The sequence below is a fragment of the Fictibacillus halophilus genome (assembly GCF_042680145.1).
Lineage (GTDB): Bacteria > Bacillota > Bacilli > Bacillales > Fictibacillaceae > Fictibacillus > Fictibacillus halophilus_A.
Map to the genome: position 1 here is coordinate 160,341 of NZ_JBHTNQ010000007.1, position 26,232 is coordinate 186,572.

A 26,232-nucleotide genomic window follows, 5' to 3' on the forward strand; every position below is an offset into this window, starting at 1 on the left:
TCTTTATAACTAATGTTTACCTAATAAGTCCAATATACCTTTGTAGATCAATACAGCTGCGAACACTAAAACGGTTAGGATAGCGATAATCTTGATCGCTGGACCGAATGCAGCTAAAAACGTTCCGCCTAACGGCAATCCAAGTAGAAAATAACCAGCTAGTAAAGCACCAATCAATGTTAACACGTTTGTATTAGACATATTGCGCCTCCTTATAACAGATTTTTCTGCTTGCTATAAGGTATGCATATCTTAAAAAAATGTTAATTTCTTAATCTATGAAATTGCAATACATGTCGGGAAATGTCTAATAAATGTCATGGTTTTTATTTGTATTTATTAAGTATTTCGATTTCTCTTTTATTATATTTTTGAGATACTGGACATTTACTTCCGTTTGACTAAATAATCGCTATCTTAGTTTAAAATCTCTAAGATAGTCAAATATACAAGCATTTTGTACAAGCCTGAATATAATGTTATCAATCTTTTTTGGGAGTTGATAAAGATGTCCTTATGTTTTACTGCTAAACTATCAGGCCAGCAGGAAGTACCACCTGTGGTGACAGATGCCTTCGGTTCAGCGGAATTAGAATTTAGTAGAAACTTTAAAGAGCTGCATTTCAAACTTGTGGTGAATGATTTACAAGGATTTACCCAAGCGCATATACATTTAGGGATAAAGGGAGAAAACGGACCGGTTGTCGCCTTTCTATTCGGACCAGTTATGCCGGGTATTGATGTTGAAAAGAAAGTAATAAAAGGTACACTAACCAGGTTAGATCTTGTTGGTCCTTTATCTGGTTTGCCTTTGTCTGAACTTGCCAAACATATAAATGCAGGCAACGCCTATATTAATGCACATACAGAAGACTTTCCAGATGGAGAAATTCGTGGTCAAATTAAAAATTAAAAACGCTCCATTTTAATTTAAACAGGGTGTCCCAGTATTATGGACACCCTTTTATTAACTATTTTAATAGTCTCGTATAATCCTTCTTCGGTACAATGCCCTCTTCCCCGGCACGATTTAACAGTGTTGTAATAGCTTCAAAGCCTTTATCTCCAAGATCAGCGGTAAAATCATTTACATAAAGATTGATGTGAGACTGCGCTACTTCTGGAGACAGCTCGCTCGCATGCTGCATCACATAATCTTTTGAAGCTTCAGGATTCTGCCACGCATATTCTACTGATTCTTTAATCCACTTCGTAATAGATTCTAAATCTAGTGAACGGCGTGCAATAATAGCACCTAACGGAATCGGAAGTCCTGTATCTTCTTCCCACCAGTTCCCCATATCCGCCAACATGGTCAATCCATAGTTTTGATACGTAAAACGCGCTTCATGAATAACGAGACCTGCATCGATACGGCCGTCCTTAACTGCTGGCATAATCTCATTAAACGGCATAACGATGATCTCACCCACTCCGCCAGGGACATTTTGAGCAGCCCACAAACGGAACAGCATATAAGCAGTCGAACGTTCACTCGGAACAGCGACCTTGGCACCAGACAGCATTTCAGGACTTACATCACCTGGCTGATTAACGAGAACGAGCGGACCACAGCCGCGTCCTAATGCACCGCCGCATGGAATAAGTGCATATTGATCTAACACCCACGGCAGTGCTGCATAAGAAATTTTTAAAATATCAAGTTCATCTGATCGAGCTGCTAATCCATTCGTAATATCGATATCTGCATATGTAACATCAAATTCCGGTGCTCCCGGCACAAGGCCATGAACCAACGCGTGAAAAACAAACGTATCATTCGGACAAGGAGAAAAAGCAATACTCATTTTACTCATTACAAAACCTCCGCGATAACTTTACTGGCTGATTCCAGTGTAACTAATGCATCTTTAATCCGCCAAGCAGAACGATCCCGAGGACCGATTGGGTTAGAAATAGATCGAATCTCTAAAACTGGCAAACCGAACTCTTTTGCCGCCATCGCAACTCCGTACCCTTCCATCGCTTCAGCTAATGCACCAGATTCACGATGTTGCAGTTTAGAGGTTGTTTCCGTAGTCCCTGTTACTGTTGATAACGTTAAAATGTTTCCGGCTTGCACAGATATATTTGTTGCTTTAATTGATCCCAATAAAATTTCAGCCAAATCACCATCTGTTTCTACACGGGTGGAAGCTCCAAACCCTAGCTCGTCCAATGTGATAAAACCTTCAGGCGATTCGGCACCTAAATCAGCAGAGACAATTTCGTTGGCGATAACAAGCGAACCAACCTCTGCCTTACCAGCAAATCCCCCAGCAATCCCCATATTAATCACAAGATCATATGTGTCCGATGCCAAAGCTTTTGCCGTTTGGATCCCTGCAGAAATAGGACCGACGCCTGCTAGCTTTACGTCGATCCGCGAGTCAGACCCTATTCCTCTTAAAATCGCATCCCGTTCTGCTTCTACTGAGGTCATGATTAAAATGCGGCGATATTTATTCATAGAGATCCCTCCGCGTTTTTAGCTTAACTTTTGAATGAAAACAACTTTCAGGTAGTTTCCTTCTTTGAACTCTTTATGTGTCTTGAAATCTGTAGGGAGCTTGAATTCTTCCAAGATTTCATACGTTCCGCCCGTTTGTTTAAAAGCTGATGCAATAAAGTCTTTAAACTTTCTCATACCGAACGTACTGCAGTTGGAAGAGGCTACAATGACTCCATTTTCTTCTGTAATCTGAATCGCTTGTGCCAGCAATTCAGGGTAATCCTTCCCAGCGCTGAATGTATGTTTTTTCGAGCGGGCAAAGCTAGGCGGATCCAGAATGACGAGATCAAACGAAAGCTCTTTTCGAACCGCATACTTAAAGTAGTTGAACACATCTTCTACAATGATGTCGTGATCTTCGTAATCCAGACCGTTTACACTGAACTGTTCCTGTGTTTTGCTTCGGCTTCTGTTAGCCAAGTCAACACTCGTTGTTTTCGTTGCTCCGCCTAGTGCGGCTGCTACTGAAAACGCCCCTGTGTATGAAAATGTATTGAGTACTGTTTTTCCTTTTGCATAACGGTCGCGAATTGTTTTTCGAACGTCTCGCTGATCTAAGAAAATGCCGACCATTGCGCCATCATTTAAGTAAACCGCAAAGTGGATGCCATTTTCCCGAACGATTAAAGGACTTGGAGCTTGTTCACCTTCCACAAAATCATCATCATCGATGTATTTACCTTTAACGGCAAAACGCTTTTTCTCGTACAGCCCTTTTACTTTAACGATGTTTTTAAGAGACTCGATCACTTCATCTTTAAACGCATAGATTCCTTCACTGTACCAAGTAAGGACGTAATAGCCGTTATAATGATCAATTGTCAGTCCGCCAATTCCGTCTCCTTCACCATTAAACACACGGAACGCCGTCGTTTCATAATCATTGTACAGTGCTTCACGGTAATCGATCGCTTTCTTTATTTTCTTTTCAAAAAAGCTTTGATTAATTACTTCTTGGGAATTTTGAGTCAAAACCCAGCCTCGGCCTTTGTTCTGCTTGCCGTAGTATCCTTTTCCAAGGAACGCATTCTTGTCGTCAAACAGCTCGATAATTGTACCTTCTTCTTTTACATTGCTGATATTTTGAACAGCATCCTCTGTAATGAGAGGATAGCCTGCTTTTAAGCCCTTCACATATGAAGATTTCACTTTTAAACGTACGTTCTTTTTCATAATGTCACCCGTTTCCCATTCTCATTTTGAAGCAAAAACACTTTAATCATAAAATAGCTTACTTCATCAGGAAGTAATTCTTTGATCGGTTTTAACTTTTCTCCGCCAGCCTGCTGGATGGCGTTTTCGATCTTAGCGATGTATTCATCTGGGATAAGGTCTTCCATATGAACGTCCATCCCTTCTTGCATGCATTGAATAAGGTGGCTTTCCACTGTACTCACTGACAGATCCCGATGTTCTGCTATTTCTTCAACAGACATTTCCTCTTTATAAAACGTGTATGTTTCAAGGTGAGAATTTGGTGTCGCTTTTTTCTTATTGGGGTCTGTCCCCGGGACAGACCCCTTCACTGCATTCTCTTTGCGCTCCGGGTTTTGTACTAAAAATTCCAGAATAGCCTCGATAAACTGTTCACCATACTTCTCTAGTTTATTTTGGCCAACTCCTGTGACTGTTAAAAACTCTTCTTTTGTTTCAGGAAGTTTCACGCACATGTCTTTCAGCGCCGTATCAGCAAAAATAACAAAAGGCGGTACATTTTCTTTTTCTGCGATCGCCTTTCGGACCATTCGAAGCTCTTCAAACAATGGATCGTCGTTTGAAACCTGCTTTGTCTGAACCGCTTCTTTTCGCATCACCGTTTCTTTTCCTAACAGAACATCTTTTCCTTTTTCTTTTATGTAAAGAGTCGGAAAAGAGCCATGCTCGACTGCAATCAGTTCTTGTGAGATAAAGAATTCAATAAAATCGGTGACTTCTTTTATGCTTTTTTCTTTCATCATGCCGTATGTTGGCAGCTTGTTAAATTTCAGCTCCATCACTTTTTTATTTTTGGATCCTGTCAGCACCTGGGCGATGATTGTTTTACCAAATCTTTTCTGTCCCATTCGCACGATACAGGAAAGAACGATTTGAGCTTCCCTCGTCACCTCAATGCTTTCGCGTGAATCCGTACAATTGCCGCAGCGTCCGCATGGCGGTATTTCTTCGTCACTGAAGTAGCGCACAATCATTTTTTGCAGACAGCTCTCTGTATGACAGTAATCCACCATAAGCTGCAGTTTTTCAAGTTCCTGCGAAATGCGGTCAGATTCACTTGACTGATCGATCAAGAACCGCTGAACTTGAACGTCCTGAGACGAATAAAGAAGAATACATTCACTCGGTAATCCGTCTCGGCCAGCACGGCCCGCTTCCTGATAATAGCTTTCCATATTTTTCGGCAGCTGAAAATGAATGACGTATCGGATGTTCGATTTATCGATTCCCATACCAAATGCAGATGTCGCGACCATTACAGAAGATTCATCTTGGAGAAACTGCTCTTGCTGTTCCATTCTTTCATTGTCGTTCATCCCGGCATGATAACGCGAAACCTGGATACCGCTCTTTTTCAGATGCTCGTACAGCTGATCGACAGTCTTTCGTGTAGCCGCATAAATAATTCCCGCTTCTTTTTCGTTCTTTTTAATAAAATCTTTTAGAAAAGAGAGACGATCTTGCCCTTTAATCACTGAGAAAGAAAGATTCTCCCGCTCAAATCCTGTTAAAACGGTTTTGTTTTCATCGATATCAAGCGACCAGCAAATATCCTGGCGGACTCTCGGTGTAGCGGTTGCCGTCAGTGCAAGAACAACAGGCCGTTTCGGCAAGTTCCCTATCATTCTCTGAATACGCTGATAGCTCGGCCGGAAATCGTGACCCCATTGCGAGATACAATGAGCCTCATCCACTGCTACTAAAGGAATATCGATTTGTCTTAAATGATCCATAAAGTCATAGGATTCTAATCTTTCTGGTGCAATATATAAAAGTTTATATTCTCCGCGCTTTGCCTTTTCAATCCGTTCTCTCGTTTCTGCTGCTGTTATCGAACTATTAATGAAGGCTGCGGAGATTCCTAACTGCAATAATGTATCAACCTGATCTTTCATCAATGAAATTAAAGGAGAAATAACAATAGTTGTTCCTTCAAAAACAAGAGCAGGAATCTGATAACAGATCGATTTACCTCCGCCTGTCGGCATGACACAAAGAGTATCTTCTCCTGCTAAAACCGATTGTATCGCTTGCTCTTGTCCATTCCGGAATGAAGAATAACCGTAATGCAACTCTAGCATTTGCTTTGCTTTTTGTATCAAAACTTTTCTTGCCCCCCTCAGGTAGAGTCATCTCTTGATTATATAGGTACATCCCTAACATAGCAAAGACACATCTTACCGTTTAGATGTTAAGAAAAGAGGCAGACTTATTTATAAAATGTGATACATTAGAAAATGGAGAAAATAGAAAAGGAGTTTTTACATATGACAAATCATGAAAACAACAATTTGCCGCCAAAAACATGTTCGATCGAAAGACTTGTAACAATGCCATCGGATGTTGAAATGGTAATCGCGGGCAAAAAGACTGCTACTCGCCGTAACGGAAGATATGCTGATGTAGGCGAAATTATGGAATTACAAGGCCACAAGTTTATCGTGGACAATGTTTACTCACAGTCATTAGGTGAATTAACAGACAAACATGCACAAGATGAAGGTTTCGAAACAGTAGAGGCATATAAAGAAGCGATTTTATCTTACCACCCAGGAATGCCTTGGCTTCCTCACATGAAAGTATGGGTGCACGAATTCAGTCCTGTTAAAGGTTAATACACACTGGAATGGATTTGTTGTATAGGGGTTTACTTTATATTCATATTCTCAGCGTTATTGTTTCTATTGGCCCCTTTTTTATCCTGTTTCCGATTGTAAAAAAACTTCGGACCGCTGAAGGTGCTGAAATGAACGCCCATCTTGGTACATTTCGCTTTATCGTCTGGCTGGCCAAACACGCCGGTCATGTCCTAGTAGGATCAGGAGTTCTTCTATTGCTTTTAGGACCATGGACGTGGAGTACACCATGGGTTTTAGTGACACTGATTATTTTATTTTGCTCGCTGTTCTTTTTGGCGCGTGCCTTTTCGCCGACTCTTCGCAAGTTTGAAGAAGAAGGCAGCGATCAAAATGCTTTAGCAGACAAATTGAAAAAAGCAGTGTGGATTTACCTCATTTTGCTGATGATTATGCTGTGGTTTATGGTAGTGAAGCCGTATTTGTGGTAGAGAGAATGGAAGCTGGCCGATTATGGCCGGCTTTTTTTGTGTTTTTGAAGGCGCGTCCGTTTCAGAAGGACACAATTTTGAATTTGTGGATTGCGGCCTTAAATTTGTGGATTGAACGTAAAAACTTTTGGATTGAGGGTGCTTTTTTCTGGGTTCAAAGCTGTTTTTTCTGGATTAACTGTTATGTGTGTCTTTTTGAAAAAGAGTATTCTTTTGAAAAAAGAATCTCCCTCTATCTGTAGAATAGATATAGCAATAAGTTCTATATAAGGATTGGAGACAAACCGTCATGCAACTGCACCCTATTACAGTAATTGAAATCATTTTTACCGTCATTTTTCTTAGTGCTTTATTCATTGTGGCAATTCTTATTCCGAAAACCAAAAGAAAAGTCGGTTTGTATGTCGCTAGTTCAATTACTATAATCGTACTTGCCTTTTTTCTTATACGTCCCCATTGGATTAATTACCAAGTTTCCATTAAAACAGAACAACTGCATGCCTATTTAAAGAAAAAGTATCCCGGTGAAGATTGGAACATAACTAGAAGAAACGGTAGACAATACAATCCTTATCATTTGGAAGTAGAGTTTAGCAGCGAGAAAGGCTGGACGTATTTATATTGGGTAAAAGATGCAGCTAACATCAAACAAACAGGTTTTTCTGTGCCAGATGGGGATGCAAGAATTGAAGGGGATCATTATGACCCACGCAATTGGTAATCACAGACTCCTCCTATCAGTTGAGCGCGGGTCCTCCACAAGGGTCCCGCTATAATAAACGCCATTCATGGACCGGTCACGCCATGCAACCGTTGAATCGTAAAAATCTCCAGCCGTATCTACCTCTGTTATTAATACACCTGCTACATTTCGGCGCAGTCGTCCTACCGTTACTCCATCCGCTCTAACAAAAAAGGCCGGCCAGCAGCTTTCTTTTGCAGAACTGTTGCTCGCGCTGATCCAGATAAAATTGTTTGCGGCATAACTTGTCATCGTTGCTGGCATGGTAATCTCCGGATATGTCAAGCCGTGGTTATACTTTAAATTTTCTTTCCCCACAGCAGACTTAATAGCCTCTAATCTTTCTTGTCCCATATTCGCCGCATGATATGAATGAAACATTACTTGTACGCCTTTTTTCTTATATTCACGGTAAAGTTCAGGGTACCGGTAATCATGACAGATCTGTGTTCCGCACTTCACACCATTAATTTCAAACGTGCAAAAATAATCCCCAGAAGTATAGTGAGCCAGATCGCCAGTTTGTTCTGTCTCATCCCCTGCACAAAACATCTTATCGTAGCGATCTACCAGTTTTCCGTCAGCATTTATGATATACAAACTATTGTGCGGTTTATGATTTCCGCTTAACGGGTGCGTGGTTCCTAAGACAACCCAAATACGAAGTTCACGAACAATATCCAAGATATCCTCTGTACATTTCTTAAGCAGCTCCCAATCAAATCCATCTAGTGAAGGCATGTCAGTCCCTGCATAACCAGAAAGTGCAGCTTCAGGAAAATGGGCAACGTCTGCTCCCTTTTCTTTCGCTTCTTTCATTTGCTTTATGATGTATTTTTGGTTTTTCTTTATATCAGACGAAACAGGAAACTGGCAAGTTGCAACGACCATTTTCATGAACTACACCCCGCTCATTTGGTTGATTTTGTATGATTATACTACATTCAAAAACATGAAAACCTTTTCATTTTCAAATTAGCGTAAATATTTTAAAAATTTATAAAATTACCCTTGTTACGCACTTTTATAGCTGTTATGATTGTGAACATTATATTTCTAAAAACATCTAAGAAGGAGCGCAGCATCATGAAAAAAATTCTTTTGGTCTTATTAATTGTTTTACCATTTGGAGCTCAGCTAGTCGTCTTGCCTTTCGTAAACAGGATTGACCCCATTATTTTAGGATTGCCGTTTCTTCAATTCTGGCTGTTTTTATGGATCGTGTTAACTCCTTTTTGCACCTTTGGCATCTATCAACTTCAGAAATCACAAGGAGGCTTGGATTAAATGCAGCAGGGAAATCTTACAGCACTTTCAATCACAATTTGTATTATTTTAACCGTTGTTCTTATCGGGTTTCTTGCCGGCAGAGACAAAGCTACCCGCAGTTCTGTAGAGGAATGGTCTGTAGGCGGACGCCGATTCGGAGGTCTTCTTGTCTGGTTTTTAGTTGGGGCTGACCTTTATACAGCTTACACATTTCTTGGATTAACGAGTACTGCATATACGGCAGGAAGCCTTGCTTTCTTCGCGATTCCGTACTCTGTTCTTGCGTATTTTATCTCTTACTTTTTCCTTCCGAAACTTTGGAAAGTAGCCAATCATCATAAACTCACGACGCTGGCAGATTATGCACGTGAGCGATTTGATTCTAAGCTTCTTTCGTCTCTAATCGCTATCGTTGGCGTACTTATGCTTATTCCATATATCTGCCTGCAGCTAAGCGGTATTCAAGATACCTTGCAAGTAGCAGGGACAGGCTTTATCAATGTAAAAGTGGTCGTGATCACATCATTCTTCCTTGTTGCTCTTTATACTTTTTTCAGCGGGATCAAAGGGCCGACATATACAGCAATCATTAAAGATGTACTCGTTTGGGCAATTATGCTATTCATGGTCGTTTCTCTTCCGATCATGCACTTTGGCGGCTGGAACCCGATGGTGGATAAGATCGTAACCGAAGCACCTCAGTTACTGACGATTCCTACTGAAGGGCCAAAAGGCATCCCATGGTTCATTACAGCATCTTTCGTATCTGCACTAGCTTTGTTCATGTGGGCACACGCTGCAACTGGCGTGTTCACAGCAAACAGTGCTGATGCCATCCGTAAAAATGCCTTGTATCTACCGCTTTACAATATTGTTTTAATCCTTGTTGTATTTTTAGGCTTTATCGCGTTTCTCGTTCTTCCTGATGGAACAGATCCACGCTTTGCATTACTGGCTTTGATTCAAAAGTCTTATGGCGGAATCGGACAAGGGTTGGCATATTCAACCATTGCACTTGCATCATTAATTCCATGTTCAATCATGGCGATCGGTGCATCGAACCTTTTCGCGAACAACATTTATCGTGATTTGATCAATCCAAAAGTAAAAGGCGCAAAACTGACGATGATCACGCGTGGTATGGTGTTTGTTGTAATTGGACTGGCTTTATTGTTCGGACTTGTATTCCCGCAAGCTCTTGTATCACTTCAGCTGTTGGGTGTTTCCGGCATGGTACAGATCTTCCCGGCAATCGTGGTAAGTCTGTTTTGGAGAAATCAAACGAGAGAAGCTACAATTATCGGCTTGCTTGTTGGACTTGCAGTAACATTCACTGTTTACTCAACTGGAACATCTCTCGGAATTTACGAAGGGTTCTGGGGGCTGATGGCTAACTTTGCTGCAATCGTAATCTTAAATCCGCTGTTTGTTAAAAAAGCGAAGTTCTCTACAAACGCTGTGAAAGATTACTTGTTTGGAGGAAAGTCTAAGGAAGTGGATTTAGTGCGTAAAGGCGCTTAAATTGGAAAGAGGATGACTTTTCATGGTCATCTTCTTTTTTTGTACTCTTAAATTTATGAAGACTTATAAAAAAATTTGAGGACTTATAAAATTTTTTGAAGACCTATAAATCATTTTGAAGACTTATAAATTTTCTTGAAGACTTATAAAACATCTCACGGCACTATCGACCCTGCTTTTGCTCCCGATAATGCATCATTTTCTGATTAAACCGCATGCCAAGTACTCTAAAGTAAATTGAAAAGCCAAGAATACCGCCTAGATAGATTACATGATACAAAATCAGCATGTTATAGAACGTTTTTGTGCCTATCGCGAACCAGTCAAACAGCTGTGACATTCCAAAGAGTACCAAACCTAATAATAAATATTGAATCAGCAGTTTGCTCACGACGGATAACTTCACTTTACTCTCATCATCCCAGAACAGATACTGAAGACATGTTACAAAAATGCTTAAAAAGAAAATCTGAACTACCATTTCAAACGAAATATCACGAGCCCCCAGCATGAAACCGAACACCACATAAATAATGATCCCTGCTGAGAAAAACAACCCGGCCATCGTTTTAAAAACGAGTGTAAACTCCATTATTTTATTCCACATTTCAAATCCTCCTTTTTAAAAACCTAGCTTTTCTTTTAAGCCAGGTACATACTGGCGGGAAACGGTCATATTTTCACCGTTCACAAGCGTCACTTCTATCCTTCCTCCAAGCCGAGGCGTTATCGTTTTTATTTTATCGAGATTCAGGATTGTCGCCTTTGTTGCCCGAAAGAAATTCCCCTCCCCAAACAGCTCCTCAATCTGATACAAGCGCAGCGAAACTTCATAGACGGATTGCTTCGTGTAAGCAAAGTTTTTTTTATCAACAGACTCGAAATAAAATATATCGTTCGGCAGCAGCAAATGAATTTTCCCATCTAGTGTTCCCAGCACTTTTCTTTCCAGTGACCTTATAGAAGTTAATACTTTAATGACTTCCTCGTTCATCTCTTTGCACTTTACGATAATCTCTAACTCATCCTGATCGTCACTTTCATGAATGGTTAACTTCATCTCTCGTCCTCCTTTCGTTTTAAGGACTGTTAAGCTTGTGTCACCAGTATATGTCAGCAAAATCACCCAGTAAATCCACTTACAACTAACCTGCAAAAAGCAGCTCCTAAGCTGCATTTTTTCCACTTCAAAATATGCTTTTTACTAAAAGATTTTTGCTTTTGGATCATTTTTCATTCTCTTCATTGTCAAGTTGATTGGAGCGGAAGGGTGCGAGACTCCTGCGGGATCAGTGGGACAGGTGAGACCCCGCCAGCGCAAAGCGCTAGGGAGGCTCACCGCCCACCCCGCGGAAAGCGAGCATCCTGGAGCGGAGATCAACCACTTCCAATAGCAACAGTGTTTACGAAAACAACCTTAAATAAAAACACCTGCTTGTTCAGCAGATGCTCCAGTTTTAATAGCCGAATGCTTCTTTTACAATATCCAGAAGTACGGTATTTCGATCGGTTTGTACTTTTCCTTTGTTATCCCAATTTACTAAGTAGTATGGAGGTGCAGAATATCTTGCAGCCGCTCCTCTGTCAAAAAGTCAGATGTCACTTTTAACTTAATATCCTTTGCATCGACTGGAAGATTTGTAGCCAGAATATAGCCCCAATCTTCTCCATCTTTGGTCGAGAAGTTGTGGAACGGTACAGTAAAAAAATGCTTCACGAGTGGTAATTCCGCCTCCGCCGCCGATAATCAAAACACTTTTGACGTTTTTTGCTGAGCCATCGGAACGTGAACAATAACATCAGCGTATTCATCCTCATCCCGTGTCGTACTGAACATCACATCCCCATTGCTGTAGATCCACATTTCTCCATCCACATCTACTAATGCAATTTTTTGTGTGGGTGTATTTATTTTGCGAATAACCCGAAAATCCCCCTCTGGTTTCTGATCTTCATTCATATAACTTTTCATTGATCCTTTTCCAAAGTAACGCCAATAAAACCAGCCAGCTGCCTCAGTGAAAAGAATGGTTGCTGCACCCAAGGCTAGCCAATATAGTTCATTCATATAAACACTTCCTTAATTATCAAACAAGCTTAATTTCATTCATATTCACAAGAGGGACAAGTGGTGTTTAAAAGCAGGGACAGAGGAAAAAGTTAGGCGCAAAAGCTAGGCGTCTGCATAGACTATTGCGACATTATTTTTTGGAGGTACGCTTATGACCTATATGAATCCACAGGAACAGCAAACCAGCGGACAGCAGCAAGCACTTCAGCTTTCTTTGAAGCTTATTAGAGAAGCGGTTGCAGGAGAACGAGAAGATCAGTTGTTTTATGAATACTTAATTTCTGTGGCACCGACAAATGAAGAAAAATTAATTATCGCCTCAATCCGTGATGATGAAAAAAGACATAACCGGCTGTTCAGAAAAATTTATAAAGACCTTACGGGGCAAGAGGTGCCACAAACAGCTGGTGAAGAATTTCAGCGGCCAAAAACGTATAAAGACGGTCTTGTAAAAGCATTATTCGGGGAATTAGCCGCCGTTGAGAAATACCGTGTGATCCGGCAAGGTCTTCCTAACAGGTATTATCGCGACATTTTGTTCAACATTATTACAGATGAAATTAAACACAGCGCAAAATACAATTACTTATTTACGCTTAATAGCCAGCCCGGCTCATCCCGCAGTCCAGATACCGAAATGCAAGTCCAGACTGAAACGTCATTGCCATCACAAACTCAGCCACTAAGTACAGCAGACCAGTGGGTAATGTATATTGATCCATTAGTAAAAAGAGCTTTGGAAGAATCAAAGGAAGGCATTAATCTAACTCATCTATTCCAGGAATTTATCCTTTCAGGCGTTTTAGTTGGTCAGGGCTTTACACCTGAAGAAGCAATTGAACTTGTTGAAAAATGGGAGAAAACGGGCGAATCTCAATTGTTAAAGAAGAGCAAGATGTTGGGAAACCAGCCCAGAATCATATAGAGGAGGAGAGATATGGAGCAAGCACAGGAATATACAAAGCCATTCATTGGAGATCAGTTCCCGGAGATGACGGTTCATACCACCCTTGGGGAACTTGTCCTGCCAACAAGCTATCAAGGTCACTGGTTTGTATTATTTAGCCATCCCGGTGATTTCACGCCGGTCTGTACAACGGAATTTGTTGCGTTTCAAAAGCTGATGCCTGAATTCAACAAACTGAACACGTACTTGATCGGCTTATCGGTTGAACAGGTTTTCGCACATATAAAATGGATTGAATGGATCAAACAAAACCTGAAAGTAGAGATCACCTTCCCCATTATCGCTGATAGCCTTGGGAAAATAGCTACTAGACTTGGAATGATTCATCCGACTATGGGAACAAGAACTGTTCGAAGCGTGTATATTGTCGATCCAACAGGAAAAATCCGTCTCATCTTAACGTATCCGGATTCTGTCGGACGGAACATCCACGAGATCTTAAGGTCAGTTAAAGCCTTACAGACTGCAGACAAAAATAAAGCAGCGACTCCTGCAAACTGGCCGAAGAACGATCTAATCGGCGACCGTCTCATCGTTCCCCCTGCCAACACTGTTCAAGAAGCGAAAAAACGTGTAGAACAAGCGCAAGCAGGAGAAATTCAATGCTATGACTGGTGGTTTTGTACGAAGCCCCTTAATAATATGTAGAAGCAGCCTGATAAAAGGCTGTTCTTTTTTTGCAGTTCACAATATAGTATTTGGTAAATTATTTTGATAAGCTACATACTAAACTTATAAGAAGCTTTCTCAAAGAAATTAGGTGTGGAAATGGATATTAAACAATTGCAATATTTTATTGAGGTTGCAAAATATAATAGTTTTACCCGTGCTGCTGAGGAACTGTTCATCACTCAGCCAACGATAAGTAAAATGATCAAGAATTTAGAAGATGAACTAGGATTGGTTCTATTTGACCGCTCCAGCAGAAAGAAACTGATTTTAACCGATGCAGGACGAGTCATCTATGAACAAGCCAAACTCGTTGATAAAGCGTTTAACAACTTGGAATCTGAGATGGATAATTTGCTGGGACTTCACAAAGGGCATGTTCGCATAGGATTGCCCCCCATTTTTGATTCCCGTCTCTTTCCAAAGCTGGTTGGAAGTTTTCATGAGAAGTATCCAGCGATAACGTTCGAGTTGATGGAGGATGGCTCAAAGAAAATCGAAGAAGAAGTAGCCAATCACCATCTGGATATTGGGGTTGTTGTACTTCCAACAAACAACGATATCTTTCAGTACTTTTCTCTTATGAAGGAAGATTTGAAGCTTATTATTCATCCAGATCATCCCTTAGCACAAAATGAAGCAGTTAACCTATCTGATCTAAACAGTGAGTCTTTCATATTGTTTAATAAAGATTTTGTTTTGCATGACAGAATTATCTCCTCTTGTAACCGTGCAGGGTTTAATCCTCATGTAATCTCGGAAAGCTCACAATGGTCGTTTATCGAAGAGATGGTCGCCTGCAAACTCGGTGTCTCTTTATTGCCTGAAAGTATTTGCCGGCACCTTACGACAAAAGTGAAAACAATCAAGGTAGTGAATCCCTCAATCGGATGGGAACTCGCACTTATTTGGAGAAAAGATCAATATTTATCTTTTGCGGCAAAAGAATGGCTGCACTTTGCGAAAGAACAGCTTTTATAAATATTCAAGATGATTCCACAGAGAATCATCTTTTTTTATGCAGTCATGGTATGGTTGTAAGCATTTACATAGATAACGGCTATGTTCTAAATGAAAAATAACCATTTTACTCCATGTTAATTCCGGCGTACACTTGCCTTGTAAATGGAAATTTCCATTCCGGAAGGACTGATTCATATGAATAAAAAGAAAGCGCGAGAAAGCCGCATCATTAATACTGACCAGGTTATGTCCCTGGATTTAAATAATTATAATACGTTATTCGGCGGGGTATTGATGAGAAAACTCGATAACAATGCAACGTTATCAGCACGCAGACACGCTCGAGTAAAAGAATGTGTAACAGCTTCAACCGATTCAATCGACTTTTTACATCCCATCCACCAAACCGACTCTGTCTGTATTGAATCGTTCGTTTCATATACTGGAAAAAGCTCTATGGAGATCTTTTGCAAAGTGATTGCTGAAGACATGATTACAGGGGATCGAAGGATTGCAGCAACAGCCTTCTTAACGTTCGTAGCTTTAGGAGAAGATAAAAAGCCCGTTGATGTTTCGCAAGTTATCCCTGAGACAGAAGAAGAGAAATTCTTATATGAAACAGCTAAAGAAAGAGCTGAAGTCCGAAAACTGAGACGTATGAAAAGTAAAGAACTAGCAGCTGTCATCTCTCTGGATAAACCATGGGATGCAAAAGAGGAGGTATATGCATGATCACATTATGTAGTCAAAACGAATTAAAATCGGCACAAGCTGCACTCAATAAATTAGAGCAATCCTGTCCTGAACTTTTCGAAAAGCTAATCGATATAGTAAACCTTACCCGTGCTATGCAGCTGAAATATCATTACATGGGCTGCCTAATCATGAATGAGGAACCGGGAAACGCCAAACCTCAATTTGTTATTGGGTCTGTTATTCGATTGTATAAAAAAGAAATGCAAAGATTAACAAGCGACAAGGATATTGAAGAGTTAAGAAAAGTCTTCTTAGAATATAAACATACTGGTTACTCTAGACTTAGCCAGCTTGCTCTAGGAAAAGCACCTGAATCGTTAGCAGGGAGCTCAGCAATTATTCAATAAACATAAGAAAACCTGAGTACAAATTTATCGCACTCAGGTTTTTTATATGGTCTTGATTTTGGTAATAAAATAATAGTATTTGTACGCAACAATAAGCAGTAGCACTACCCTCACTACCGTACTATCCGCCATAATAAAAGCCACCGCAATCATGGCATCAGCAAACAGATTAATCGTGATTTTCTTTTTTCTCGTCATGGATTTTTCTTTTATAAATTCTTCTAAATGGTTTTTGTATATCGATGTACTTTTAAACCACAGTTCAAACTTTTTAGATCCTTTTACAAAGAAGTAAGATGCTAGAAGCAGTAAAGGTGTTGTGGGGATAAGGGGCAAAATGATACCTATAATTCCTAATCCAAGAAATAAGAATCCCAGAGATACATAAATTATATTCTTAATTTTCACTGAGACCCTCACTCCTTTCATCTCTAACTATCTTACCTTCTTTATTCATGAATGGCTATTGATTCACGTTTTTATATAACAGGCGTCGTTCTTTTCTCAACTGGGCATTTTTAAAAAATGATAATTCCTCTTCTGTTTCCGGAATAACACTAGGTACAGGAGTTGGTTTTCCATCCTTATCAATCGCAACCATCGTAAGAATAGATGTCGTGTTTAATGTTCTGTTCCCCGTCTCTAAGTTTTGGCACTCGACTTTCACGTACACTTCCATTGAGGTCCTGCCTGTTGATATGACAAAACCTTCAAGAATTAAAATATCGCCAACTTTTGCAGAAGATAGAAAGTTTACATTATCAATAGAAGCCGTAACGACAACCTTCCCGCTATGTTTCATTGCAGAGATCGCTGCGATTTCATCGATATACGATAAGACCGTTCCTCCAAAAATCGTTCCCATATGATTTGTATCCGGAGGCAAAACAAGTTTCGTTTGAATCGTTCTTGAGACATTTGATGATAATTGCTGTACCATACCATTCCTCTTTCCCGGAGCTTTCATGCTCCTGTTTTAGTGGCGGGAATTGGAACGACAAAATAAATACCCATCACAAAGGATGGGCAGGCTTGAATACTCAATAGAAACAATCTATTAAAATATCCCCGTCCTATCTTCCCAACTCCCGAAGAAGATCAACACTATAAACATGGCAGGTCTCCTGACTCGTGCTTCAGCCTACTCTAAGCCCTTCCCGTCTTTAGACAGTGGTTTTGCTTATTTCGTCAGCACTTACAGTTGCGGGTACAGCTCCGGATTTTCACCAGATTCCCTATTAAGTCTGTATCAGACACCATGTTTACCGAATGAATCTATGAAATTATGAACTTCTTTCTTTATTATAAGATGCTGTTAGATCAGTGACAACTACAGCCAATTTATACCCGAAATAATTCTAATAATTCTTATGCAAATAGGGCTTGTACCTTCATACTGCCTTTAAATTCCTTTCGGGGATGGTTCATCCTTTTTCCCTGACTCCTCATTTTTGCATCTATTTACATGAGCAACCTACAAAAAAACTCAAGCATGCTTCGGCTTGAGTTTTTTCTGCGTTCCTATTATTTCAGTCCCTTCATTACAAACGCTACTAGGCGCCATGCCCCATCACCTAGTTCGCTAGAAATTTCAAGATCAATTTCCTTTCCTGTACTTCCTCCATCCAGTTCAAAGCTGAGCCATTTAAATTGACCAGGATCCAAAGCATAGCCAGCCTCGGCTAATAGTTTGTTGTCTGATCGTATGATGGTGTTTGCAGATCCATAAACGGAATCACCAGTCAGGAAGTAAACTTTGTGGATTCCAGCAGGTACGTTTACTCTGAAAATAGTAAGCTCTTCTCGTGATGCTATTAAATCACGTTGCAATGCATCAGCATTACCTCTATCTCTAGCAAATGGTGCCGTACCAACCCATCCGTATCCGTTTGAAACTTCCCATGTATCTTCAGGAACCAATCTCTTGTATGTCGGAAAAATTGGCGTTGAGCTGCTTCCACCGTCTAAAGCAAGCTGAACATTTTCACCTGATAATGCTGATACCACTTGAATGTCCCGCGGCGGACCATATACGGCCGTTTCTCCAGCATTCACTTCTACACGAAGTCTTTCTGTTGCAGGTATTTCTGCGGGAGGAGTTACCATCACATCAAATACAGCCTCGTCGGATGGTTCAAGTACTTTTGTGAAGCTCTCGCTCTTCCATCCAGTTGGAACAGGAATTTTCACAGTCACTTCTACTTGCTTTGCTGTACCATTACTTAATGTTACTTTAACAGGACTTGGCTGACCTGCCATCATGGTGTCAGCTGCAATACGAGTAATGTCTACACCACCAATTCTGACTGCTCCTGCTTTTCCATTTTTCACTGTAAAAGAAGCAAGCGTTACTGCAACAGCGTCTGGATTACTTGGAGAAGACACAACTCGATAATCCGATTCCCACGACTTATGTGTGACATGGCATTTCACATACCCGCGGTAATCTCCATCAAAGAATTTAACATGCTGATTAACGGAAAGTGCTGCTTCTATTTGATTTTTCCATCCACATCCTGAACTTATTGACGTTCCGACAAATTCTGTTGCCAAGGTTTTAGAGCTTGAGTCGTTAAAATCTTCCTTCAGATCGTTTACCCAGCTTGAGTGCCAATCGCCGCTCAGAACGACCGGATTAGAAGGCTCATATTTTTTAATAAAAGAAAATAGACGATCTCGATCTGCAGAATAGCCATCCCATTGGTCGTGATTAACGCTAATTCCTTCACCTGGGTCGTAATCGTACTGTGCCATCATGGTCTGCTGAGCGATTACGTTCCATCTAGAACGTGAATCCCGAAGATTTTTCAAGAGCCAATCCGCTTGTTCAGATCCAACAAGCGTTCGGTTAGGATTTGACGCTTCAGGATCAAGAGGTCCACCAGGAAAGCCGCTTCCTACTTGATTATCCCTGTATTGCCTCGTATCTAAAATGCTGAATTCTATTAAGCTGCCAAACGTAAACTTACGGTAAAGAAGCATGTCTGGACCGTTTGGCTTCGATCTTCGTCTTAGCGGCATGTGTTCATAATACGCTTGAAAAGCTGCTGCGCGAACAGCGAGGAATCGTTCACGCTCACCTCCCGGATAATTCGGATCAGAAATATCATCAGACCAATCATTGTCTACTTCGTGGTCATCAAATGTAACAATAAAAGGGAACTTGGCATGTGCAGCCTGCAAATCCTGAGATGTTTTATATTGTGCATGAAGCAGGCGATAATCGGTAAGTGTTTCTGTATCTCCTTTTTCATATATGTAATCTCCTAAATGGAAGACAAAATCAAGGTCCTCTTCGACCATATTATGATAAGCAGCAAAACGGCCACCCGTCCAAGCCTGACACGATGCAATGCCAAACGTTAGACTTTTAATATCTGCATCACGCTGAGGTGCTGTTTTTGTTCTTCCTACTGGACTTATTTCATTACCTGCCTTGAACCGATAATAGTACTCTTTTCCTGGTTTTAACCCATACACTTCTGCATGAACGGAATGTCCAAGCTCAGGCGCTGCAATCTCATTTCCAGAAAGAACAGTTTTATTGAACGCTTCATCGTAGGATATTTCCCACTGAACGGAAACATACCTGTTTTCCATTCCGCCTTTTCCATCCTCTGCAAGAGGATTAGGAGCGAGTCTTGTCCAGAGCACTACGCTGTCAGGAAGAGGATCCCCAGAAGCAACACCTAGGGTAAATGGATTGCCTGTAAAAACTGGAACAGCTTCAATCTCTTCAGTTTGATTAATTGCAGGAATAGATAGTCCGATTGCAGTTGCCGCAGCAGATTTACCTGTCGTTTTAAGGAAGTTCCTGCGATTCATTTTTTCAAGATTAAACTCTTTTAACCATTTCTCAAAACCCAATATAACCCACTCCTTTGATACTTTCCTTGTATAACAATTTAGATTCTATGAAATGAAAATAAATTCTCCGTTACAGAAGAATAAAGAATTGTAAAAAAACCGCTAAAACAACAAAAAAGTCCTTGAGCGAATCAAGAACTTTTTCACAGACTATGTTATTCTAATTTGAATTTAGTTATACTCGGATTCTATTTTCTCGCAATCTTTTATCTAAGCTGAAGAACACTTTCTTTAGCCTCTCATTAGGTATATTAGTATATTGGTCACCTATGTTAACTTCAAAATAACATTCAGATTCACTAACTTCTCTTAAGGATCCCGTTAAACCAATATCTGTTTCGTTATACAGTTCTAAGAGGATAGGCTCAAGCTTATTTTTTGGTACTGTAAAATAAACATGAAACATATTTGAGACAGGTTCAAGCGGAACAGTCTTAACACAATAGCACTGATTATAAAGCACAGCGAGTTCTTTCGCTTCTTCATAATATTGCTCCATCTTATTAACTCTCTGGTCAAAGTAATAATTTGCACTGATAATGTACGGATAAAGAGAAATCAGGTCACCGCCATGGCGCCTTTTCCATACCTTTGATTCCTCTGTAAAATCTTTAGGACCCGCAAGAATTGCGCCTGCAACACCTCCGATTCCTTTATAGAAAGAAACATAAACACTATCAAAAAGAGAACAAACTTCCTCCGCGGTCTTCTGGTAGAAAGGAAGAATTTCAAACAATCTCGCGCCATCCAGATGAAGTTTAATCCCTTTATCCCGGCAATAGTTTGAAATAGCGACAAGTTCCTCATATTCCGGAAGCTGCCCGCCGATTTCACGCTGTGGCAATTCCAGCAGCAAACAGGAAATTTCCTCTTTCATATTTACAACATCCTTAAGAGTAATTACTCTTTCCTTGTCCGCTAGAAGAATAGGCTCTATACCGTGCAATTTTTTCAAACCGTCTTCTTCATGAATCTCCAGATGGGATAGTGGATGATAAGCTACCTTTTTTAAACTCTTTTGATCACACCAGATTCTTAATGCGATCTGCTGTGCCATTGTACCGCTCGGAAAAAAGACAGATGATTCTTTTCCTAAGAACTTTGCTATTTTTTCCTGAAAGTCTTCAATGACCTTTCCATTCCCGTAAACATCACTTTCAAGCTGTCCATCTATTGTTTCCAGAGCTTCTTTTAACACAGAATTATCCCGTTTACCATGGCCGGGAATTTGATATTCTGTTTCCTTAAAAGCCTTTAACAAAGGGTTCTCTTGAGTCATGCAGCTCACTCCTTTCCTACACCAAACGATAAATTAAAAACTTTTCATATGGATTTTTCTCGTACAGTTCTGGCAATACGATCTCCTCTTTCAACTCAAATGCTGTTTGATTCTCTAAAAAGTAGATATATTCTTCTGGTGCATAATATAAAATCAATTCAATTTCCCTCGGTTTTTTCTCAACAGAACGCAGGATATTTTTGATTGTTCTCATGAAGATCTGCAGAGAAAATGGGTTAAAAAAATAAAACCGATTATCTTTAGAATCGATTTTGTATTCTTCTGCTAAGCAGCATTGAAAATGAATGCTTTCCATTCCTTTTCTGTGTTTCTTTATATAATTCTTTTTGTTTTCGAGTGCCTCTTCATAAAATGTTTCATCCATTTCAATTCCTGCAGCGGATGCCTGAAATAAGTGGTGAACGAAGAAATTTAGCCGTCCTTTTCCGCATCCGAAATCCACTATTTGGTCACTGCTCTTTAATACATAGTGTTCAAACAATGTTTCCAGAGCTTCATAAGGAGTAGGTTCGTAACGGTTATAATGCATCGAAGGATGGAATCCTTTTTGATTACCGTGTGTATGAATGTTGAGCAATTGATCATAATATTGTTCTTTCATGATGGAAGACTCCTATTATTTATACATATACTCCTATAATAACAAAAATCCTCTCGCACTTACCCAAAGCATTTATTTGTGTTCCTCTGCATATATTTTTATGGCTTTTCCTGCAAATCATTTTGCTTGTTACTCTTAAAGTATTTCTTAAGGCCGATGAATAAACTTGCCGCAAGCATCACAAATCCATTCACTAGTGTTACAAATCCAAAGAAGAACCCGCCGTATCCAGCACCTTCTCCAATATCGGCTACTAAATTAAGCAATAGGGCACCTGTAATAAAAGCCATTACTGGAGCTAAAATCATTAAGATGAGTCCTGAATAAAACAACTTTAATCTCCCGCTTTTATTGACTTTTACAGCCGCATAATTCAGCAGTAGAATAACGATGAAATAAGACCAAAGAATAACACTGTCCATTTTTCATCCTCCTATCTTTCAGTCTAGTTTAGATTAGTTTATCCATAATGGAAACATATGTAATCCAAATGATGATTATTAAACTACTGCAAAAGATGAATTGACATTGCTGGACTTTGTACTACACTTGTAGAAAGTTTAAGAATCTCTCCTTACTTTTAGGAACTCTAACAAAAATAGAATTGGAGGGCACATCATGTTATTTTTCATTTTATTAATCGGTGTACTGTTAGTTGTAATCGCTACCACGAAATTTAAGCTTCATCCATTTTTATCTTTGATTCTAGGAACCTTCTTTGTCGGAATCGTTTCCGGCATGCCTTTGATGAAGATTGTTGAAAACATTAACACTGGTTTTGGCGGTCTAATGGGTGGAATCGGGCTCGTTATCGTTTTTGGAACGATCATCGGTACCATTCTTGAGAAATCCGGAGCCGCCCTTCGTATGGCAGAGGTGGTTCTTCGAGTTGTCGGACCGAAAAGACCTCAGCTCGCTATGAGTATTATTGGCTACATCGTTTCTATTCCTGTTTTCTGTGATTCTGGATTCGTCATTTTGTCTTCTTTAAGAAAAGCACTCGCAAAACGGGCAAAAGTGGCTGTTGCTTCTATGTCTGTCGCTCTTGCTACAGGTTTGTATGCCACACACACGCTCGTCCCTCCAACCCCTGGTCCTATTGCAGCCGCTGGTAATATTGGTGCAAATGGATTTTTAGGAACGATTATTGTCATTGGGCTGATCGTTGCCATTCCCGCTACCATTGCCGGCTATTTATGGGCAGTAAAAGTGGCCGATAAAATTGAAGTTGAAGATGACGGTGAAGAATTGAATTATGATGAAATTGTCTCTTCATTTGGTAAAATGCCTTCCACATTTTTATCCTTTTTACCGATCGTGCTTCCGATTGTTTTAATTGGTGTTGGTTCTGTTGTGACCTATCAAGGTGCAAAAGGAGACATCGCAAACTTCTTTCTATTCTTAGGAAGTCCTCTTGTGGCTTTATTAGCTGGTGTGATTGCGGCATTCTTTTTGCTGCCGAAATACAACGAAGAAACGATGACAAAATGGGTTGGAGAAGCGCTGTTAGATGCCGCTCCCATCCTATTAATCACTGGGGCTGGCGGAGCATTTGGAGGAGTTATTAAAAATACAGGCATCGCAGATATCATTCAAAGCTGGTCGCTTGGTGATATTTTTAGCGGAGCTCTATTCCTGCTCATTCCATTCCTGATTGCAGCTGCTTTAAAAACAGCACAAGGATCTTCGACTGCGTCCCTCGTTATTACATCTTCACTTATCGCGCCGATGCTTCCTGGTCTGGGAATTGAAGGAGCCGTTCCGCTGGCGCTGGTCGTTATGGCAATTGGAGCAGGAGCAATGACAGTAAGCCATGTGAACGACAGCTTCTACTGGGTAGTGACAGAGTTTACAGGGATGAAAGTAACAGATGCCTATAAAGCACAAACGATGGCTACATTGCTGCAAGGTATTGTAACGATTGTCTTCACGATGATCTTGTGGGTGATATTGGTTTAAATCGCGCAATCCTTGTTGCTTTTGGAAGTGGTTGATTTCCGTTGCAGGATGCTCGCTTTCCGCGGGGCGGGCGGTGAGCCTCCTTGCGCTTTGCGCCATTAGGAGTCTCACCTTCAAAGGGATTTATGTGCTCCTGCGTCTACAAGCAAATTCGAACGAAGGGTGTTCCTCGTCGCATGCCTTGCAAGAGGTTTATTCAGGTGGCTGGCACGCAGGAGTCTCGCACCTTGCTCTCCAATCAACTTGTCAATGAAGAGAATGAAACATGAATCAATAGCAACAAACTTTTAGTGAAAAGCCAAATTAAAAGACAGAGACGCGGTTGCGCTCTGTCTTTTTTAATCTTCTTTTGCCCCGTCTTCTGCAATCGCTCTTAAGTCCGTGTAGAAAAAGTCGTCATTGCATAAAGGGGAATGTTCCTTTTTATCATCGTATTTATTGACGATTTCTTGTAATTCTTCTGTATCGCCTTTAGCATTAATAATTTCAACAAGCTGATTTAATCCTTCAGAAGTTTCTTGATTCACTTTTTCTTCTTTTTCTTTCATCGTTCATCCCTCCTATGATTTTTTATGTTCCCCAAAAAGGAAAGAATTACACAGGATAAACAAAAACCCCTGCTTCAACAGGGGCTTGCATTTAATCCTTTTTAACCGGTAATCCTTCTTTTTGCCAATCTGAAAAACCGCCTTCTAAGTTAAGAACATTTTTAAAGCCTTTTGCTTGAAGCAAGCTCGTGCCGATTGCAGAACGTGCTCCAGACTTACAGTGAGTGATGATTTTTTTATCCTTTGGTATTTCATTGAGCTGATCTTCTAAGTTCCCTAGCATGTGATGATGGGCACCAGGAATGTGACCGTCATCCCACTCGTTTTGATAACGTACATCGATAAGATAGAAATCTTCTTTATCCAGTAATTTTTTTGCTTTTTCAGCAGAAATGGATTCATATCCTTCTTCAAGTTCTTGACCGATATCTTCAGGCAATAGATAGCCCGTAACCTGATCAAGACCGATGGATTGCAGAGATTTTTTCACATTTAACAAGTTCTCTTCTTCTTTAACAATTAAAACAATGTTGGTTTCATAATCCAGCAGCCAGCCTGCCCAATTCGTAAAGGAACCGTTATACGGCAAATTCAAGGAACCTTTCACATGACCTTTTTCAAACTCAGCAGCAGGGCGTGTATCTACTAAAACTTCACCATGGTTTAATGGCAGAGATGCTTTTGGTGTTTTTTCTTTATTTAATAATTCAGGACCTATTTTGTTCAGTTTCTTCATTTGAGCAAAATATTTAGGCGGCTCGGGCTGTCCAGCCAGTAGCTCATCCAAGAGTTGTTTCTCTTCTTTAATCTGAAAAGCCCAGTTAAATTTCTTTTCATACCCTAATGTGGACACAGGAACTGCCCCTAAAGATTTACCGCAGGAGCTCCCGGCACCATGAGCTGGCCAAACTTGAAGAAATTCAGGAAGTTTCCCAACCTTTTGAAGAGACTGAAACAGCTGCTTTCCACCTGTTTCTGATGTCCCTGCAACCCCAGCGGCTTTTTCAAGCAAATCCGGGCGTCCGACATCGCCAACGAAAAGAAAATCTCCTGTAAATATTCCCATCGGCTCATTTGCTCCACCGCCTTTATCTGTTAAAACAAAGGAAATGCTCTCTGGCGTATGGCCTGGTGTGTGAATCACGTCAAAATGAACGTTCCCGATTGAAAATGCGGACCCTTCTTTTAATAATTCATGATCATACTCTGAAATGTATTGATACTTCCAATCTTTATCCCCTTCATCTGACATAAATAATTTAGTGTTATAAAGATGTGCAAGTTCTCGTGCTCCTGAAAGGTAATCTGCATGAATATGTGTTTCTGCTGCTGCATGAAGCTTGAAGCCTTCTTTTTTAGCAACCTCAAGATACGGCTCAACATCCCTTGCCGGATCAATCACAATGGCCTCTCCAGTCTTCTGGCAGCCAATAAGGTATGACATATGCGCAAGCTGTTCATCAAAGAATGATTTAAAATACATGTGTATTCCCCTCTCAATTTTGTTCCGATGATTATTTCTATAAATATCCCAAAATACCTGCATAGGTATTTTACCCATTGATGTAGAGAATATAACTTTAGACAAGGCTCATTTCTAAAAGATTGTTGCTTTTGAACATTTTTTGTTGATTAAGCTTCTTGGTCTAGTTGATAGGAGCGCAAGGTGGGAGACTCCTACGGGATCAGCGGGACAGGTGAGACTCCTAAGGGCACAAAGTGCCGAGGAGGCTCACCGCACGCCCCGCGGAAAGCGAGCATCCTGGAGCGGAGATCAACCCCTTCAAATAGCAACAAGGTTTACTAAATCAGCCTTAGACAAAAACTAAAAACAGAGAGTTTAATAATGCTCTCTGTC

30 protein-coding genes and 1 riboswitch are annotated in these 26,232 nt (G+C 40.4%); of the genes, 12 read left to right on the forward strand and 18 right to left on the reverse strand.

What is annotated here, in order from left to right; all coding sequences use genetic code 11:
- Positions 1-9: 9 nt before the first annotated feature.
- Complete coding sequence (locus tag ACFQ4X_RS18450) at positions 10-201, reverse strand: hypothetical protein (protein ID WP_077364968.1); 192 nt, start codon at positions 199-201, stop codon at positions 10-12.
- 307 nt (positions 202-508) lie between these two features.
- On the opposite strand from ACFQ4X_RS18450, the gene ACFQ4X_RS18455 reads away from it, so the two are divergent.
- On the forward strand, positions 509-913 hold the full coding sequence (locus ACFQ4X_RS18455; protein ID WP_379837774.1) for a CHRD domain-containing protein: 405 nt from the start codon (positions 509-511) through the stop codon (positions 911-913).
- A gap of 58 nt (positions 914-971) precedes the next feature.
- Here ACFQ4X_RS18455 and ACFQ4X_RS18460 read toward each other — a convergent pair whose 3' ends face one another.
- From ACFQ4X_RS18460 to recQ, 4 genes are read right to left on the reverse strand one after another with little or no spacing between them, the layout of a single operon-like run.
- Entirely contained in the window at positions 972-1,808 is an 837-nt protein-coding gene (locus ACFQ4X_RS18460) for a 1,4-dihydroxy-6-naphthoate synthase (protein ID WP_379837958.1), read from the reverse strand.
- Between the two features lie 8 nt (positions 1,809-1,816).
- On the reverse strand, positions 1,817-2,470 hold the full coding sequence (locus ACFQ4X_RS18465) for a futalosine hydrolase (protein WP_379837776.1): 654 nt from the start codon (positions 2,468-2,470) through the stop codon (positions 1,817-1,819).
- A gap of 18 nt (positions 2,471-2,488) precedes the next feature.
- Entirely contained in the window at positions 2,489-3,685 is a 1,197-nt protein-coding gene (locus ACFQ4X_RS18470; protein ID WP_379837778.1) for a class I SAM-dependent rRNA methyltransferase, read from the reverse strand.
- On the reverse strand, positions 3,682-5,829 hold the full coding sequence (recQ, locus tag ACFQ4X_RS18475; RefSeq protein WP_379837780.1) for a DNA helicase RecQ: 2,148 nt from the start codon (positions 5,827-5,829) through the stop codon (positions 3,682-3,684). Before recQ ends, ACFQ4X_RS18470 begins: the two co-directional genes overlap by 4 nt.
- A gap of 165 nt (positions 5,830-5,994) precedes the next feature.
- Here recQ and ACFQ4X_RS18480 point away from each other — a divergent pair, with 165 nt between their 5' ends.
- The 3 genes from ACFQ4X_RS18480 (at position 5,995) to ACFQ4X_RS18490 (ending at position 7,515) form a co-directional block, all read left to right on the forward strand.
- Positions 5,995-6,342, forward strand: a complete 348-nt coding sequence (locus ACFQ4X_RS18480) for an ASCH domain-containing protein (RefSeq protein WP_379837782.1) — start codon at positions 5,995-5,997, stop codon at positions 6,340-6,342.
- A 17-nt stretch (positions 6,343-6,359) separates the two neighbouring features.
- Positions 6,360-6,794 carry a hypothetical protein gene (locus tag ACFQ4X_RS18485; protein ID WP_379837960.1) on the forward strand — a complete coding sequence of 145 codons (435 nt, stop codon included), beginning with the start codon at positions 6,360-6,362 and terminating at the stop codon, positions 6,792-6,794.
- Positions 6,795-7,083: 289 nt separating this feature from the next.
- Complete coding sequence (locus ACFQ4X_RS18490; RefSeq protein WP_379837784.1) at positions 7,084-7,515, forward strand: hypothetical protein; 432 nt, start codon at positions 7,084-7,086, stop codon at positions 7,513-7,515.
- Here the strand turns inward: ACFQ4X_RS18490 and ACFQ4X_RS18495 are convergent, their stop codons facing one another.
- Entirely contained in the window at positions 7,516-8,433 is a 918-nt protein-coding gene (locus ACFQ4X_RS18495) for a carbon-nitrogen hydrolase family protein (protein WP_379837786.1), read from the reverse strand.
- Between the two features lie 189 nt (positions 8,434-8,622).
- Between ACFQ4X_RS18495 and ACFQ4X_RS18500 the strand changes: the two genes are divergently transcribed.
- Both ACFQ4X_RS18500 and ACFQ4X_RS18505 read left to right on the forward strand, forming a co-directional pair.
- Positions 8,623-8,823: a DUF3311 domain-containing protein gene (locus tag ACFQ4X_RS18500; RefSeq protein WP_379837788.1), complete on the forward strand. Its 201-nt coding sequence runs from the start codon at positions 8,623-8,625 to the stop codon at positions 8,821-8,823.
- Positions 8,824-10,326: a sodium:solute symporter family protein gene (locus tag ACFQ4X_RS18505; protein ID WP_379837790.1), complete on the forward strand. Its 1,503-nt coding sequence runs from the start codon at positions 8,824-8,826 to the stop codon at positions 10,324-10,326.
- 163 nt (positions 10,327-10,489) lie between these two features.
- Here ACFQ4X_RS18505 and ACFQ4X_RS18510 read toward each other — a convergent pair whose 3' ends face one another.
- The 4 genes from ACFQ4X_RS18510 to ACFQ4X_RS18525 all read right to left on the reverse strand — a co-directional run bounded on the left by ACFQ4X_RS18510 (position 10,490) and on the right by ACFQ4X_RS18525 (position 12,394).
- Positions 10,490-10,933 (reverse strand): hypothetical protein, encoded by a 444-nt coding sequence (locus tag ACFQ4X_RS18510; protein ID WP_379837792.1) that lies wholly within the window; start codon positions 10,931-10,933, stop codon positions 10,490-10,492.
- Between the two features lie 15 nt (positions 10,934-10,948).
- A complete protein-coding gene (locus tag ACFQ4X_RS18515) occupies positions 10,949-11,386 on the reverse strand; it encodes a LytTR family DNA-binding domain-containing protein (protein WP_379837794.1) in 438 nt (145 codons plus the stop codon).
- Between the two features lie 480 nt (positions 11,387-11,866).
- Entirely contained in the window at positions 11,867-12,043 is a 177-nt protein-coding gene (locus ACFQ4X_RS18520; protein ID WP_379837796.1) for a hypothetical protein, read from the reverse strand.
- A 30-nt stretch (positions 12,044-12,073) separates the two neighbouring features.
- On the reverse strand, positions 12,074-12,394 hold the full coding sequence (locus ACFQ4X_RS18525) for a hypothetical protein (RefSeq protein WP_379837798.1): 321 nt from the start codon (positions 12,392-12,394) through the stop codon (positions 12,074-12,076).
- A 154-nt stretch (positions 12,395-12,548) separates the two neighbouring features.
- Between ACFQ4X_RS18525 and ACFQ4X_RS18530 the strand changes: the two genes are divergently transcribed.
- The 5 genes from ACFQ4X_RS18530 (at position 12,549) to ACFQ4X_RS18550 (ending at position 16,099) form a co-directional block, all read left to right on the forward strand.
- Positions 12,549-13,322 (forward strand): ferritin-like domain-containing protein, encoded by a 774-nt coding sequence (locus ACFQ4X_RS18530; RefSeq protein ID WP_379837800.1) that lies wholly within the window; start codon positions 12,549-12,551, stop codon positions 13,320-13,322.
- Between the two features lie 12 nt (positions 13,323-13,334).
- Positions 13,335-14,012: a peroxiredoxin gene (locus ACFQ4X_RS18535; protein ID WP_379837802.1), complete on the forward strand. Its 678-nt coding sequence runs from the start codon at positions 13,335-13,337 to the stop codon at positions 14,010-14,012.
- A gap of 120 nt (positions 14,013-14,132) precedes the next feature.
- Positions 14,133-15,014: a cidABC operon transcriptional activator CidR gene (cidR, locus tag ACFQ4X_RS18540; protein WP_379837804.1), complete on the forward strand. Its 882-nt coding sequence runs from the start codon at positions 14,133-14,135 to the stop codon at positions 15,012-15,014.
- 177 nt (positions 15,015-15,191) lie between these two features.
- The gene (locus tag ACFQ4X_RS18545; protein ID WP_379837806.1) at positions 15,192-15,728 is read left to right on the forward strand and encodes an acyl-CoA thioesterase; all 537 of its coding nucleotides are present in this window, start codon (positions 15,192-15,194) and stop codon (positions 15,726-15,728) included.
- Positions 15,725-16,099 (forward strand): hypothetical protein, encoded by a 375-nt coding sequence (locus ACFQ4X_RS18550; protein WP_379837808.1) that lies wholly within the window; start codon positions 15,725-15,727, stop codon positions 16,097-16,099. The genes ACFQ4X_RS18545 and ACFQ4X_RS18550 overlap by 4 nt, the downstream gene beginning before the upstream one ends.
- A gap of 42 nt (positions 16,100-16,141) precedes the next feature.
- Here the strand turns inward: ACFQ4X_RS18550 and ACFQ4X_RS18555 are convergent, their stop codons facing one another.
- From ACFQ4X_RS18555 to ACFQ4X_RS18580, 6 genes are all read right to left on the reverse strand, one after another.
- A complete protein-coding gene (locus tag ACFQ4X_RS18555) occupies positions 16,142-16,507 on the reverse strand; it encodes a DUF454 family protein (protein WP_379837810.1) in 366 nt (121 codons plus the stop codon).
- Between the two features lie 55 nt (positions 16,508-16,562).
- Positions 16,563-17,039, reverse strand: coding sequence for an acyl-CoA thioesterase (locus tag ACFQ4X_RS18560; RefSeq protein ID WP_379837812.1), 477 nt, complete (start codon positions 17,037-17,039; stop codon positions 16,563-16,565).
- Between the two features lie 157 nt (positions 17,040-17,196).
- A riboswitch (cobalamin riboswitch) is annotated at positions 17,197-17,375 on the reverse strand.
- A 248-nt stretch (positions 17,376-17,623) separates the two neighbouring features.
- Positions 17,624-19,966: an alkaline phosphatase D family protein gene (locus ACFQ4X_RS18565; protein ID WP_379837814.1), complete on the reverse strand. Its 2,343-nt coding sequence runs from the start codon at positions 19,964-19,966 to the stop codon at positions 17,624-17,626.
- 175 nt (positions 19,967-20,141) lie between these two features.
- Positions 20,142-21,245, reverse strand: coding sequence for a threonine aldolase family protein (locus ACFQ4X_RS18570; RefSeq protein WP_379837816.1), 1,104 nt, complete (start codon positions 21,243-21,245; stop codon positions 20,142-20,144).
- 16 nt (positions 21,246-21,261) lie between these two features.
- The gene (locus ACFQ4X_RS18575) at positions 21,262-21,867 is read right to left on the reverse strand and encodes an SAM-dependent methyltransferase (RefSeq protein WP_379837818.1); all 606 of its coding nucleotides are present in this window, start codon (positions 21,865-21,867) and stop codon (positions 21,262-21,264) included.
- A 98-nt stretch (positions 21,868-21,965) separates the two neighbouring features.
- Entirely contained in the window at positions 21,966-22,289 is a 324-nt protein-coding gene (locus ACFQ4X_RS18580) for an inner-membrane translocator (RefSeq protein WP_379837820.1), read from the reverse strand.
- A 196-nt stretch (positions 22,290-22,485) separates the two neighbouring features.
- Between ACFQ4X_RS18580 and ACFQ4X_RS18585 the strand changes: the two genes are divergently transcribed.
- On the forward strand, positions 22,486-23,826 hold the full coding sequence (locus ACFQ4X_RS18585) for a GntP family permease (protein ID WP_379837822.1): 1,341 nt from the start codon (positions 22,486-22,488) through the stop codon (positions 23,824-23,826).
- 338 nt (positions 23,827-24,164) lie between these two features.
- Here the strand turns inward: ACFQ4X_RS18585 and ACFQ4X_RS18590 are convergent, their stop codons facing one another.
- Both ACFQ4X_RS18590 and ACFQ4X_RS18595 read right to left on the reverse strand, forming a co-directional pair.
- Positions 24,165-24,374, reverse strand: coding sequence for a hypothetical protein (locus tag ACFQ4X_RS18590; protein ID WP_379837970.1), 210 nt, complete (start codon positions 24,372-24,374; stop codon positions 24,165-24,167).
- Positions 24,375-24,465: 91 nt separating this feature from the next.
- Positions 24,466-25,857 (reverse strand): MBL fold metallo-hydrolase, encoded by a 1,392-nt coding sequence (locus ACFQ4X_RS18595; protein WP_379837824.1) that lies wholly within the window; start codon positions 25,855-25,857, stop codon positions 24,466-24,468.
- Positions 25,858-26,232 lie beyond the last annotated feature (375 nt).